Source organism: Idiomarina sp. OXR-189 (assembly GCF_034373425.1).
Taxonomy (GTDB): Bacteria; Pseudomonadota; Gammaproteobacteria; order Enterobacterales; family Alteromonadaceae; genus Idiomarina; species Idiomarina zobellii.
Genome location: NZ_CP139706.1, coordinates 1,776,559 through 1,789,146, shown reverse-complemented (window position 1 = coordinate 1,789,146; position 12,588 = coordinate 1,776,559). Strand labels below are relative to the sequence as shown.

Annotated in this window: 11 protein-coding genes and 6 tRNA genes; 11 read left to right on the top strand and 6 right to left on the bottom strand. The window is 48.5% G+C overall.

Going from position 1 to position 12,588, the window contains the following annotated elements; all coding sequences use genetic code 11:
• Positions 1 to 32: 32 nt before the first annotated feature.
• Complete coding sequence (locus UM402_RS08835; RefSeq protein ID WP_053952541.1) at positions 33 to 902, top strand: LysR family transcriptional regulator; 870 nt, start codon at positions 33 to 35, stop codon at positions 900 to 902.
• Positions 903 to 917: 15 nt separating this feature from the next.
• On the opposite strand, the gene UM402_RS08830 is transcribed toward UM402_RS08835, so the two are convergent.
• Together UM402_RS08830 and UM402_RS08825 are read right to left on the bottom strand one after the other, a co-directional pair.
• Positions 918 to 993: transfer RNA gene (locus UM402_RS08830), tRNA-Val, on the bottom strand.
• A gap of 36 nt (positions 994 to 1,029) precedes the next feature.
• Positions 1,030 to 1,105, bottom strand: a tRNA-Val gene (locus UM402_RS08825).
• A 193-nt stretch (positions 1,106 to 1,298) separates the two neighbouring features.
• Here UM402_RS08825 and gltX point away from each other — a divergent pair.
• From gltX to UM402_RS08795, 6 genes are all read left to right on the top strand, one after another.
• A complete protein-coding gene (gene gltX, locus UM402_RS08820; protein ID WP_058578778.1) occupies positions 1,299 to 2,705 on the top strand; it encodes a glutamate--tRNA ligase in 1,407 nt (468 codons plus the stop codon).
• Between the two features lie 30 nt (positions 2,706 to 2,735).
• A complete protein-coding gene (can, locus tag UM402_RS08815; RefSeq protein ID WP_053952539.1) occupies positions 2,736 to 3,392 on the top strand; it encodes a carbonate dehydratase in 657 nt (218 codons plus the stop codon).
• Between the two features lie 135 nt (positions 3,393 to 3,527).
• Positions 3,528 to 3,603, top strand: a tRNA-Ala gene (locus UM402_RS08810).
• A 47-nt stretch (positions 3,604 to 3,650) separates the two neighbouring features.
• A tRNA-Glu gene (locus UM402_RS08805) sits at positions 3,651 to 3,726 on the top strand.
• Positions 3,727 to 3,757: 31 nt separating this feature from the next.
• Positions 3,758 to 3,833: transfer RNA gene (locus tag UM402_RS08800), tRNA-Glu, on the top strand.
• A 41-nt stretch (positions 3,834 to 3,874) separates the two neighbouring features.
• Positions 3,875 to 3,950 (top strand) — tRNA-Glu (locus UM402_RS08795).
• Positions 3,951 to 3,998: 48 nt separating this feature from the next.
• Here UM402_RS08795 and UM402_RS08790 read toward each other — a convergent pair.
• Positions 3,999 to 4,616: an arylesterase gene (locus UM402_RS08790; RefSeq protein WP_053952538.1), complete on the bottom strand. Its 618-nt coding sequence runs from the start codon at positions 4,614 to 4,616 to the stop codon at positions 3,999 to 4,001.
• Positions 4,617 to 4,619: 3 nt separating this feature from the next.
• Between UM402_RS08790 and UM402_RS08785 the strand changes: the two genes are divergently transcribed.
• The 4 genes from UM402_RS08785 (at position 4,620) to UM402_RS08770 (ending at position 9,190) form a co-directional block, all read left to right on the top strand.
• Complete coding sequence (locus tag UM402_RS08785) at positions 4,620 to 5,300, top strand: ABC transporter ATP-binding protein (protein ID WP_058578779.1); 681 nt, start codon at positions 4,620 to 4,622, stop codon at positions 5,298 to 5,300.
• Positions 5,290 to 7,794, top strand: coding sequence for an ABC transporter permease (locus UM402_RS08780; protein ID WP_058578780.1), 2,505 nt, complete (start codon positions 5,290 to 5,292; stop codon positions 7,792 to 7,794). Before UM402_RS08785 ends, UM402_RS08780 begins: the two co-directional genes overlap by 11 nt.
• 33 nt (positions 7,795 to 7,827) lie before the next feature.
• Positions 7,828 to 8,718, top strand: coding sequence for a TIGR01777 family oxidoreductase (locus tag UM402_RS08775; protein WP_058578781.1), 891 nt, complete (start codon positions 7,828 to 7,830; stop codon positions 8,716 to 8,718).
• A 64-nt stretch (positions 8,719 to 8,782) separates the two neighbouring features.
• The gene (locus tag UM402_RS08770; RefSeq protein ID WP_058578782.1) at positions 8,783 to 9,190 is read left to right on the top strand and encodes a septal ring lytic transglycosylase RlpA family protein; all 408 of its coding nucleotides are present in this window, start codon (positions 8,783 to 8,785) and stop codon (positions 9,188 to 9,190) included.
• A gap of 12 nt (positions 9,191 to 9,202) precedes the next feature.
• Here UM402_RS08770 and UM402_RS08765 read toward each other — a convergent pair whose 3' ends face one another.
• From UM402_RS08765 to UM402_RS08755, 3 genes are read right to left on the bottom strand one after another with little or no spacing between them, the layout of a single operon-like run.
• On the bottom strand, positions 9,203 to 10,327 hold the full coding sequence (locus UM402_RS08765; RefSeq protein ID WP_058578783.1) for a DSD1 family PLP-dependent enzyme: 1,125 nt from the start codon (positions 10,325 to 10,327) through the stop codon (positions 9,203 to 9,205).
• A 16-nt stretch (positions 10,328 to 10,343) separates the two neighbouring features.
• A complete protein-coding gene (locus UM402_RS08760; protein ID WP_058578784.1) occupies positions 10,344 to 11,306 on the bottom strand; it encodes a threo-3-hydroxy-L-aspartate ammonia-lyase in 963 nt (320 codons plus the stop codon).
• An 11-nt stretch (positions 11,307 to 11,317) separates the two neighbouring features.
• The gene (locus UM402_RS08755) at positions 11,318 to 12,583 is read right to left on the bottom strand and encodes an MgtC/SapB family protein (RefSeq protein ID WP_058578785.1); all 1,266 of its coding nucleotides are present in this window, start codon (positions 12,581 to 12,583) and stop codon (positions 11,318 to 11,320) included.
• Positions 12,584 to 12,588 lie beyond the last annotated feature (5 nt).

Genomic DNA, 12,588 nt, shown 5'->3' with positions numbered 1-12,588 from the left:
TTACTTTTTCATAAGTGCAATAATAGGTTGATATGAAAGCTTGGCAGGGAATTAGTGAGTTTGCCGCTGTCGCTGAACGGCAGAGCTTTACCGCAGCAGCGCAAGAGTTAGGGCTGTCTGTCGCACAGGTCAGTCGGAATATAGCTGCGCTGGAGAGTCGACTGCATATGCAACTGCTTTACCGGTCGACCCGCAGTGTCAGCTTAACAGAAGAAGGGAAGCTATACCTACCGCATTGCCAGCATTTAGTCGCCAGCCTGAGAGATGCCGATCAGGCCATTCAGCAGCGCACACAGCAACCTCAGGGGCTTATTAGAATTACTGCGCCTGTCTATTATGGTGAACGTTTTATAGCCCCGATTTTAAATGATTTTCTGCAAGTTTATGAAGACTGTCGCCTCGATTTGCAACTCACGAATGATCAGGTTGACCTGATTGAAGGCAGTTATGACGTGGCTATTCGACTTGGACAGTTAGGCAACCCAAGGCTAAGAGCGCGCAAGCTTGGTAGCCGACGTCATTATGTCGTAGGCTCTCCGAGCTACTTTGAGCGTGTTGGTGAGCCTAGCAGCATTAATGATCTTGATGCGCATAAGTGCTTTACCGGTACCGTCAAACAATGGCGGTTTGAGGTGGACGGGCGCTCAGAAACTTACCGGCCAGAGCTTTATTTGCATTGTAACAACGGCTTGGCGCTTAGAGATGCCGCGATAAAAGGCTTAGGCCTGGCGATGTTACCGGATTATTACGTCACAGATGCCTTGGCAAGTGGTCAGCTTAAAGAAGTATTAGCCGATTATAGGCAAGCGGATGACGGTATTTGGGCATTGTACCCGGAAAACAGACAGGTTATTCCCAAAGTTAGGGTGCTTTTAGATTATTTACTGGAAAATTTGAAGTAACTGGGAGTAAAAAAATGGTGGTTGCTACTGGGCTCGAACCAGTGACCCTCGCCTTGTAAGGGCGATGCTCTCCCAACTGAGCTAAGCAACCATCCTGAAGGTCTGCAACTAAGGGGAAGAAGAGAAGTGGTGGTTGCTACTGGGCTTGAACCAGTGACCCTCGCCTTGTAAGGGCGATGCTCTCCCAACTGAGCTAAGCAACCATTCTCACTGTGACACTTCTGCGTCGTTGCGATGAGGCATTATAGGGATCAGATACAAACTGTCAAATAAAAATTGCGAACTTTGTATCGTTTGCTGACATTTTAATCATTTCGATTAGCAGATGCGCTGAGCGCTCAGTCTTGATAAACTTGCCGCCATTATTTTTGACCGGTTTAACAGAAAGGAAGAAACATGAGTGTGGTAACGCGTTTTGCTCCCAGTCCTACAGGTTATTTGCATGTCGGCGGTGCTCGTACCGCTTTATATTCTTGGTTAGTTGCAAAAGCGCAAGGCGGCGAGTTCGTATTACGTATTGAAGACACAGACCGTGAACGCTCAACACAGCCTGCCATTGACGCAATTTTAGAAGGTATGGAATGGCTTGGCTTAAACTGGGACCGTGGTCCGTATTACCAGACTCAACGTTTTGACCGCTATAAAGAGCTTATTGATAAGCTTCTGGAAGAAGACAAAGCCTATAAATGCTATTGCTCGGCTGAGCGTTTAGAGAAAATGCGTGAAGAGCAAATGGCAGCGGGAGAAAAGCCTCGTTACGACGGACATTGCCGTGACAACCCGAATGTTGGCGGTGATAAATACGTTATTCGCTTTCGTAACCCGCAAGAGGGCAGTGTGGTTTTCGATGATCACATTCGTGGCCGTATTGAATTCGCTAATACCGAGCTGGATGATTTGATCATTGCCCGTACTGACGGTACACCGACCTATAACTTCTGTGTGGTGGTTGATGACTGGGACATGGACATTACGCATGTTGTCCGAGGTGAAGACCACATTAACAACACACCGCGCCAGATTAATATCTTAAAGGCCTTAGGAGCGCCGGTACCTCAGTACGCTCATGTGTCGATGATTCTTGGTGACGATGGTAAGAAGTTATCGAAGCGTCACGGTGCAGTCAGTGTTATGCAGTATCGCGATGACGGTTACGTACCTGAGGCGGTGGTTAACTATTTGGCGCGTTTAGGCTGGTCTCATGGCGATCAGGAAATTTTCAGCGTTGATGAGCTTATCAAGTACTTCAAGTTGGATGACGTTAATAAAGCCGCGTCAGCCTTTAATACCGAAAAACTTAACTGGCTAAATCAGCACTACATGAAAACGTTACCGGCGGAAAAAGTTGCTCCACAGTTGCAATGGCAGTTTGACCAAATAGGTGTGGACACAAGCAATGGTCCAGCGCTAGAGCAAGTTGTGTCGTTGCAGGCTGATAGGGTAAAAACTTTAAAAGAAATGGCTGCCATTAGCCGTTACTTCTTTGAGTCGGTTGAAGAGTTTGATGAGAAAGCAGCGAAAAAGCATTTACGTCCGGTAGCGAAAGAGCCTTTATTAAAGGCAAAAGAACTGCTTGGAGCAGTGAGCGACTGGAATGCTGATAATATTCAAGCCGCTATTAATCAAACCGCTGCTGACCTGGATGTGGGTATGGGCAAAGTAGGTATGCCTTTAAGGGTAGCTGCTACCGGTGGAGGTAACTCTCCTTCGTTAGGTGAAACCCTTGAATTAATACCCCAAAAAACCGTTTTGGCGCGAATTGACCTTGCTTTAGAATTTATAGCTAAGCGTGAGAGCGCGTAATAGAGCGTTAAAACGACCTTAGGATACATCATGCCAGACATTAAGCACTTGATTGAGAACAACAAAGCGTGGGCGGAAGAGCAGGTTCAGAAAGATCCTGACTTTTTTAAGCGCTTAGTAGGGCAGCAGGCGCCGGAGTATTTGTGGATAGGCTGCTCCGATAGTCGAGTGCCTGCCAACCAGATTGTTGGTATGGACCCTGGTGAGTTATTCGTACACAGAAATGTGGCAAACCAAGTCATTCAGACAGATTTTAACTGTTTGTCTGTGATTCAGTTTGCGATAGAAACTCTCAAAGTACGTCATGTATTGGTAGTGGGTCATTATGGCTGTGGTGGCGTCAAAGCCGCCATGGAGTCAAAACCTCATGGTTTGGTTGACCACTGGTTGTATCCTATCCGCGACGTTTATCGTGAGCATGTCGATGAAATTGCGGCTCTGGAAGAGTCGCAAAAAGTTGATCGTCTGTGTGAACTCAACGTTATTGAACAAGTGAAAAACCTCGCCAAGACAAACGTGGTTCAGGAAGCGTGGGACCGCGGTCAACCGCTGACTTTACACGGTTGGGTGTATCGTTTGGATAATGGTTTAGTGAATGACATGAATGTTTCTGTTTCCAGTCGGGAAGGGTTGGAGCAGGTGTATCATGTTTATCACCAAAAACTGCCGGACGGCCTGAAAAAATAGTTTTTGATGAATAACTGAGCGAATTGCCATAAAAATCGTCAAACGGTCGCATTTTTTCAAAAAATAGTTGACACATTAGCTCAGGTCGAAATAGAATGCGCCCCGCTGTCAAGGCAGTCTGTGATTGCCAGGTGCGGGGCTATAGCTCAGCTGGGAGAGCGCTTGCATGGCATGCAAGAGGTCAGCGGTTCGATCCCGCTTAGCTCCACCAAGTTGTTTTCGGTAGAGCGCCGACAGTAGTTAAAAGTATTTGGTTGCGTCCCCTTCGTCTAGAGGCCTAGGACACCGCCCTTTCACGGCGGTAACAGGGGTTCGAATCCCCTAGGGGACGCCATTCAAATACAGTGATGCAAAGTGATTATTGCGTCCCCTTCGTCTAGAGGCCTAGGACACCGCCCTTTCACGGCGGTAACAGGGGTTCGAATCCCCTAGGGGACGCCATCTCTTTTAAGAGAATCACAGCTCACACCAAACAGTCCAGGGTCCCCTTCGTCTAGAGGCCTAGGACACCGCCCTTTCACGGCGGTAACAGGGGTTCGAATCCCCTAGGGGACGCCATTTTTAAGGACAACACACCAACCGCCCGCAGGCGGTTTTTTTGTGCCTTTATTTTGCTAATTCCAATAAGTAGGGCTCTAAAAAGTCAGCAATTTTGGGCTGCGCTTCAGCGGTTGGGTGAATGCCATCGTTCTGCACATTATCTGGATTGGTCGCTATCTGCTCCATAAAAAAGGGCACTAATTTAACCCCTTCTTCTTCTGCAACCTCTTTAAATACCTGGCGAAACTGTTCAGCAAACCTCTGGCCATAATTCGGTGGCACCATAACCTGACTCAATGCCACTTTAACGCCTTGTTGCTGCGCTTTATCGATCATTTGTTTTAAGTTTGAACGAACTGTGTTGAGGTCAAAGCCTCTAAGTCCGTCGTTACCACCTAATTCAATAAATAATGCATCGGGTTGGTGACGCTCTAAAACGCTTTCTAAGCGGCTTAAGCCACCACGAGTGGTTTCGCCACTAATACTGGCGTTTATGATGTTAATATCGGGGTGAGAGCTGTTCCACCGGCGGTCGAGTTCGGCCACCCAGGTTTGCTCCTGTGAAAGGCCGTAACCAGCGCTTAGGCTGTCACCTAAAACGACAAGTGAGACATTTGCGGAAACACTGCGTATAACTAACAACAGTGATAAAAATAGACACGTTTTCAAAAGGAAGTTTTTCATTTTATGCTCATTCAAGCTCAACAACTGGAAAAAACCGTAGACACCTCTGAGGGTCCATTACAGATTTTGCAGCCAATTAACGTCAGTATCAATGCTGGCGAGACTGTTGCCATTGTCGGCGCGTCAGGCTCCGGTAAATCGACGTTATTGTCGCTACTTGCGGGGTTAGACCTCGCATCCTCCGGAGAGGTTCTTATAGAGAACGAAAAACTGAGCGAATTGGATGAAGAGCAGCGCGCGAAAGTTCGTGCTGACAAAGTTGGATTTATTTTTCAGTCGTTCCTATTGGTGCCAAGCTTAAGTGCTCTGGAAAACGTCATGCTACCGGCTGAACTGGCCGGTCATAAAGGCGCAGAGAAGGAAGCCCGCGAACTATTAGCCAAAGTTGGGCTGGAAGATCGCTGGCACCATTACCCGAACCAGCTGTCAGGTGGTGAGCAGCAACGTGTTGCCATTGCGCGGGCATTTGTCGGCCAGCCGAAAATTCTGTTTGCAGATGAACCTACCGGTAACCTTGATGCAAAAACCGGTGGTAAGGTCGAAGAATTATTATTCGACCTCAACAAAGACTACGGCACAACGCTGATTATGGTGACGCACGACCAGCAGCTAGCCAAGCGTTGTCAGCGCGTGTTGCAAATGGAAGCAGGGCAGTTATCGGAGGCAGCACAGGATGTGGCATAAAATTTCGTTTCGTTTGCTAAAGCAGGAGCTGAAACGAGGTGAGCTGACAATTATGGCGCTGGCAATTATTTTGTCGGTGACCGCTGTATTGTCTCTTTCTATATTCAGTGATCGCTTACAAGCCGGGCTCACCGAGCGTAGCAGTGAATTTTTAGCGGCTGATCGTGTATTGAGCTCACGCCGTGATATACCTCAGGAATGGCTGGACAAAGCCGGACAAATGGAGCTGCAAACGGCCTGGAAAGTCGTTTTTAACTCCATGGCGTTTTCTGGCGAAAACATGACCTTGGTCGATGTCAAAGCTGTCAGCGACGGTTACCCGTTACGGGGTGAGCTCGAAATCGCAGACCAGCCGTTTGGACAAGGTTACGTGGCTGAAGGACTGCCTGCTGCAGGCGAGGCTTGGGTGGCATCACAGCTGTTTCAGGCTTTACAGCTCGATATTGGTGACTCCATTGAAGTGGGTAACAGCAGTTTTAAAGTGACTAAAGTCGTCACTTACGAGCCTGATGTCGGTTTCTCGGTCTTTACTGACAGCCCAAATGTCATTATTCGCCATTCTCAACTAGAAGAAACGGGGCTCATTCAACCGGGTAGCCGTGTGCGTTTTAACGTATTAATGGCTGGGGAACCAGGCGCTATTGATGCGTACGAAGACTGGCTGCTACCTCGACTTAATGACGACACGCACAGCTGGCGTAGTATTGAAGATGGTGATAGCCCGTTGTCACGTTCATTAAACCGTGCTGAGCGCTTTATGATGCTGGCAAGCCTGCTCGGTGTGGTACTGGCCGCAACAGCGGTGGCAGTAGCAGCGCAGCGTTATTGCCAGCGAAACTACGATGTCGTTGCCATTTTTAAAACGCTGGGCGCGGACAAAAAGCAGATTCGTCGTATCTTTTTACTTCATTTGCTACTACTTACAGCTGCGAGTGTGGCGGTAGGTATGGCGCTTGGCTGGGCTATTCAATATGTGGTTATTGAATGGGTTGCACAGAAACTGGATGCGACCTTACCTCAAGCCGGATGGCAGCCTTACGCATTAGCCGGAGCGACAGGTGTTATCAGTGCGGTTATGTTTACCCTGTACCCATTGTTTAGGCTGGTCTCGATTCCTCCTTTGCGTGTATTGCATCGTCAGCTAACAGCGGGTAACGCCATTCGTTGGCTGCAGTGGGTATTAAGCGGAGGCACCATTTATGCCTTGTTGGTAATTTACAGTCAGCAATGGTGGCTATCGACCGCCTTGTTTGCCGGTGGTGCCGTTGCCGCTGTTATTTTACTGGGGCTGGGTCGTTTGTTTATTTCAGCCAGCCGCAAAGCGGGTATGCAAGCAGGCAGCAGCTGGCGCCTCGCAATGGCTGGTCTGCAACGTCGGGCAGCGCAAAATAGTGTACAAATGCTGAGCTTTTCAACGGCCATTATGTTGCTGTTATTAGTGATTGTTTTGCGCAACGATTTACTGGAAGACTGGAAACGACAGTTACCAGCAGATGCTCCGAACTACTTTGCCATTAATATTGCCCAGGACAATGTGGATGATCTGCAGGCAATGTTCGAGCGCGAAAATATTCCGTCGACTGATTTGTACCCAATAGTTCCCGGCCGTTTAACTCACATTAATGGTGAAAAGCTGCGTGATGAAGTCACCAAGGAAGAGCGTGATGAAGACGAAGCAGAAGGACGTGAAGGTATTGGTCGGGAGCTGTCGTTGACATGGCGCGAGACCCTACCTCCTAACAACGAGTTAACCGCCGGTCAGTGGTGGGGCGATGACGCCAAACCTCAGGTCTCTGTCGAATTGAATGTATCAGAGCGACTGGATATTAAAGTGGGTGATGAACTACGCTTTAACTTAGGTGGCGAAGTCTTCACGGTGCCGGTAACCAGTTTGCGAAAAGCCGACTGGAATACCTTACAGCCTAACTTTTACATGATATTCAATACGTCGACACTAGAAGACTTTCCGGCGACTTATATCACCAGCTTCAGACTTGGTGAGGAACGTAAAAGCGAACTCTATGAGCTCTTTAAACCTTTCCCACAAACGTCGTTGATTGATCTGGACGCTATGATTGATCAGATACGAGAAGTCATTGGGCAGGTGAGCTTAGCCATTGTGTTCGTACTGGTGCTTGTAATTATTGCTGGTGCGTTAGTGCTAGTGGCGCAAGTACAGGCCAGCATGGAAGAGCGCCAGAAAGAGCTAGTGATTCTGCGCACGTTAGGCGCGCCTGGTAAGTTATTAAGTCGCAGTATTACCTATGAATTCCTGGTGTTAGGGGCTATTAGTGGGTTAATAGCCACGTTGGCGATGGAAATATCCTTGTTCATATTGCAAAACCAGGTGTTTAACATGACGCCGGTAATTCATTGGAAACTATGGCTTGTAGGGCCACTTTGCGGTGCTTTGGTAGTGGCTATTTTAGGTCGTTTGTCATGTTATCGCCTAATTAAACGCAATACAGCGCAACTTATTCGCAAGCTCGCGTAAGTTTGCGCCAGTGATCGACTCAGGAGGTGACCGATGAATATTTTGATGACGGGAGGTACTGGCCTAATTGGCTCCGCGTTTATTCGCACGTACCGAAGTGAGCACAAGTTTACGGTCACCACGCGCAACAAAGAGCGTGCCCGAAAATTATTGGGCGACGATGTCACTTTATTGTCCTCGGTCGACGAGGTGACGGATATTGGTCAATTTGACGCTGTTATTAACTTGCAGGGGGAAGGCATTGCCGATAAGCGATGGAGTGACTCTCGCAAGCAAGCGTTGAAGGACAGCCGCTGGCAAGTCACCGAAAAACTTGCAGCCTTAATTAATGGTTCAGAGACACCACCTCCAGTATTTTTGAGTGGCTCTGCTATTGGTTATTATGGCCCGCGAGACTCTTCGCCGGTAAACGAAGAGGGCGAGCCTGAGCATACGGATTTTGCAGTGACGCTGTGTCAGGAGTGGGAGCGCAGGGCTTTAGCCGCAGAAAAGGCCACTCGCGTTGTGTTACTTCGTACGGGCGTCGTGCTGGCAAAAGGTGAAGGTGCGTTAGCGAAAATGCTGCCGCCTTATAAATTCGGTTTAGGCGGACCTTTAGGTGAAGGTAAGCAAATGATGTCCTGGATACAGCTTGAGGACATGATTCGGGCAATACAGTACTTGTTGGAACACGATAATTTATCAGGTCCCGTGAACATGACCGCTCCGGGCCCTGTTGCCAATGAAGCTTTTAGTCGTACTTTGGCGTCGGTACTGAATAAACCGCACTTTATGAGAGTGCCTGCATTTGTGCTTAAACTTGGCTTGGGGGAAATGTCTTCGATGCTACTTGAGGGGCAAGCTGTGGTACCGGACAAACTGCGCAATCATGGTTTTGAGTTTAAGTACCCGACCGTGCGCGAAGCTTTTCAGGTGAGTGTATAAATCTTTACGGCGTCTTTTTATTCCCTTAACAGACAGGGTTTTCGGAACTCAGTAAGATTAAGGAATGAAAACTAAACACACACACTCCGTAAAAAAGTTCATGCTTGGCGCCGGTTTATTGATGCTGGTGCTGAGTGGCTGTAGCTCCATTCCGGCGAAGAGTCCCAATAACTTAATTGGCAAACAAGAGTCCGGAAAGGCGTCGTATTACGCCATGAAATACCAATTCAGAACCACAGCCAGTGGTGAGCGGTATAACCACTTCGCAGACACCGCCGCTCACAGAACCTTGCCATTTGGCACCAAAGTTCGAGTCACCAATATCGCTAACAATAAAAGCGTCGTGGTTAAAATTAATGATCGAGGCCCCTTCATTGACGGCAGAATCATCGACTTATCCCGTTCCGCGTTTGGCGAAATCGCTGACTTGGATCTTGGGGTTATTGAAGTGACTACTGAAGTAATTCGATAAGGTTTACGATATTTACCAACCCATAATCCGTTGCCAAGTGTTATGTGAACCATCACTCATCAGTATATGGTAAAGCGGATGCATGGCGGCGGTTGCACAGGCGTGGTTGGGCAATATGCGCAATTGCGAGCCAACGGGAAAGTCTTCTAATTGGTAAGCGTCATTTAATTCAATAACGCCGTGCTCTTGAGAAGTACTGTTAACGCATAAGCCAGTTAAAACAGAACCATCTGTTTTACAGACTTGTCCGTAGCCAAAATCTTGACTTTGACTGGCAGTACCGCGATCTCGGGAAAGAGCCATCCAGCCGCTGTCTGTCAGTACCCAGCCTTTCTCTTTATTGTACCCGATAACGGTTGTCACTACCGACATGGCGATGTCAGAAAAGTCACACACACCGATGTTTTTCATGACCAAATCGAACGTCGTGTAAACGCCGGCACGCACTTCGGTAATTTCACTAAAGTCTTCGCCATAATGCGCAGTTGGTGTTGAACCGACGCTGGTTATTGAACAATGAATGTTAGACGCTTCCAATCGGCTTTTAGCGCTGAGAACCGCATCACACTCTCGCTTAGCGAATGCTTTTAAAGCGTCTGCGGTATTACAACCGTATGAGCCACCGGCATGGGTCATAAGTCCGGTAAAATGTCGACCAAGTTGCTGTGCAATATCAATAAGCTCAGGCGCTTCGGGCTTAATACCGCCACGGTGATCATCACTGTCTATTTCAATGAAAACGGAGAAGTCCTGTTGGTGTTTTCGTGCAAAGTCACTCACTGCTTTTGCCTGCACCATATTATCGAGCAGTATATGAAGGTTAATACCGTGCTTACGTAGTTGAGCGACGCGTTCCAATTTTGCCGGTGCAATGCCTACGGCGTAAAGCAAGTCGGTGTAGCCAGCGTTTGCGTAGGCTTCAGCTTCTGCCAGTGTTGACACTGTGGCTGGCCTGGTTTTATCCGCGAGTAAGTAATCGGCGGCCTCTAACGTGCGCAATGTCTTCAGATGAGGGCGTAAGTGACTTCCCAGTGATTCAACCCGGTTTTTCAAGTGCGCGATATTGCGCTTTAGAATGGCTTCATCAATCAGCAAATATGGCGTATCAAGGGTATCTATCCACTGAGGTACTGTCATTTAATCCTCCTACTTTTTAAGAGCTTAATAGTTCTGCATAGCGGCTTATGTCGACATTGCCACCGCTAATGATAACGCCAACTCGTTTGCCTCGCAGCTCATCTTTAAGCTGCTCCACAGCGGCGAAGCCGAGACATCCCGTCGGCTCAACAACCATCTTCATTCGCTCGGCGAAAAAGCGCATTGATTCAACTAAGCTTGAATCGCTGACGGTGAGAATATCATCGACATTATTTTGAATAATAGGGAAGGTATACTCGCCCAAATACTGTGTTTGAGCGCCATCAGCAATGGTTTTGGGCGTTTCAATACGGACAATTTCCCCTTTACGGAACGACTGTTGGCCGTCGTTTCCGGCTTCGGGCTCGACACCGTAAACCTTGCAGTCAGGTGCGAAGTGGCGCGCCGCTAAAGCGCAGCCAGAGAGCAATCCGCCGCCACCTAGACACACGAATAGCGCGTTAAGCTCTCCGACTTCCTCAAACAGCTCTTTTGCGGCAGTGCCTTGCCCTGACAAAATGTGCGGATGGTCGTAAGGCGGTATGAGCGTATAACCGTGCTTCTCAGCAAGCGCCCTGCCTATTTCTTCGCGATTTTCGGTATAGCGGTCATAGTGAATAACGTCGGCACCATACCCGCGGGTCGCGTTCACTTTCGCGACGGGGGCGTCTTCGGGCATGATAATGGTCGCTTTAATACCAAGCAACTGAGCCGCTAAGGCTATCGCTTGTGCGTGATTCCCCGAGGAAAATGCAATGACACCGGCTTTCTTCTGAGCGTCATTAAACTGCAGCAGTGCATTCATGGCGCCGCGAAACTTAAACGCGCCCATGCGTTGGAAGTTTTCACATTTAAAGAAAAGCTCAGCGCCCAACTTTTCGTTCGCTGTGCGCGACGTTAGCACCGGCGTCTTATGAGCGTATGGACGGATGCGTTCAGCGGCAGCAGCCACTTCTTCATAACTGGGTAGTGACAGCAAAACTCCTCCTTTTAAAGTACGTTCCAGAAGGCATAAAGCAAGCCGGGAACAACCGCTAAAATCATGTAAGCGGCGTATTTATAATGCAGTTTTATGCCGGCCACAGACGCGAACATAATGCCTTTCAGTAAGGTGTTACTGGCGCAGGCTAGAATAATGCCCATAACCGCAACCTCCGGCGACAGTTCATTCTGAGCTGACCGGGACAACGATAAGGTAATAGCGTCGACGTCCATTAACCCTGACACAATAGCCAGGCTGTAGATACCGGCGTCTCCAAACCATTGCTTCATGGCTTCAGACAGTAATAAAATAACGGCAAGCAGTAGCCCGAACTGTATGGCGGTGCCTAGCTGTAGCGGGTTATTAATGGTGATATCGGAAGCGCTTGAGTGCGTTTGTTGCTTTTGCTGTCGATACATAATTACCATAACCACTAGTAATCCGACGAACATTAAGGCAATCGATGGCCACAGCATTCCAAGAAGCGCACGGTTTACAACAAAGACTTCTATCAGCACTCGTGGAAACATAATGCTGCAGGCCAGCAGCATACCACTCACATAAATAGCGGTGTGTGAGTTCTTTTTAGCAAAACGGGCCATGGTGAGAGTAACGGCGGTGGACGATGCAAAACCGCCGGCAATCGCGGTAATGAGCGTGCCTCTCTTTTCGCCGAGCAATTGCGTAAATAAGTAGCCAATAAATGACAGCCCGGAAATTAACACCACCATCCACCATAGCCAGTATGGGTTTAGCGCTTGCCATGGGCCGTACCCTTCGTCGGGCAGCAGCGGTAGCACCACCACGGAAATAAGCAGTAAGGTAATGCCAGAATAAAAGGCCTTAGGAGAAATACGTTTGAGTAATTTATGTAAGTTTTTCTTATGGCCCAAAAGCGCAACGACGACAGCTCCGCAGCTTAGAGCCGGCAGTGGATCGCCAGAGGCGCCCCAAATAGCTAATGCGAAGGTCAGTAGCATGGAAAATTCGGTGGTAATACCGGCATCGTCTGAAAGCTTGCTGTGGCTGATGTATGACGCAGCAATAAGAATGGCGACAACAACAAAGCCGGTAATAATGAGCCATACACCCCATTGTTGGGCGAGTATGGCGAAAACACCCCCACTTAAACCAATAAGGCTAAACGTGCGCACCCCGGCAACGCGAGCTCCTTCTTCGCTGTCACGACCCGACCAACCTCGCTCAATGCCTATCATCAAACCTAAAGCAAGCGCTGCCAGTAATGAAAGTGCCATTTCCATTTGATAATGCACGGCTT

Excerpts from the sequence above, each read along its gene's own strand:
- UM402_RS08835 (WP_053952541.1), top strand. The coding sequence starts at position 33 with ATGAAAGCTTGGCAGGGAATTAGTGAGTTTGCCGCTGTCGCTGAACGG.
- UM402_RS08785 (WP_058578779.1), top strand. The coding sequence starts at position 4,620 with ATGCTCATTCAAGCTCAACAACTGGAAAAAACCGTAGACACCTCTGAG.
- UM402_RS08775 (WP_058578781.1), top strand. The coding sequence starts at position 7,828 with ATGAATATTTTGATGACGGGAGGTACTGGCCTAATTGGCTCCGCGTTT.
- UM402_RS08790 (WP_053952538.1), bottom strand. The coding sequence starts at position 4,616 with ATGAAAAACTTCCTTTTGAAAACGTGTCTATTTTTATCACTGTTGTTA.
- UM402_RS08770 (WP_058578782.1), top strand. The coding sequence starts at position 8,783 with ATGAAAACTAAACACACACACTCCGTAAAAAAGTTCATGCTTGGCGCC.
- can (WP_053952539.1), top strand. The coding sequence starts at position 2,736 with ATGCCAGACATTAAGCACTTGATTGAGAACAACAAAGCGTGGGCGGAA.
- UM402_RS08765 (WP_058578783.1), bottom strand. The coding sequence starts at position 10,327 with ATGACAGTACCTCAGTGGATAGATACCCTTGATACGCCATATTTGCTG.
- gltX (WP_058578778.1), top strand. The coding sequence starts at position 1,299 with ATGAGTGTGGTAACGCGTTTTGCTCCCAGTCCTACAGGTTATTTGCAT.
- UM402_RS08780 (WP_058578780.1), top strand. The coding sequence starts at position 5,290 with ATGTGGCATAAAATTTCGTTTCGTTTGCTAAAGCAGGAGCTGAAACGA.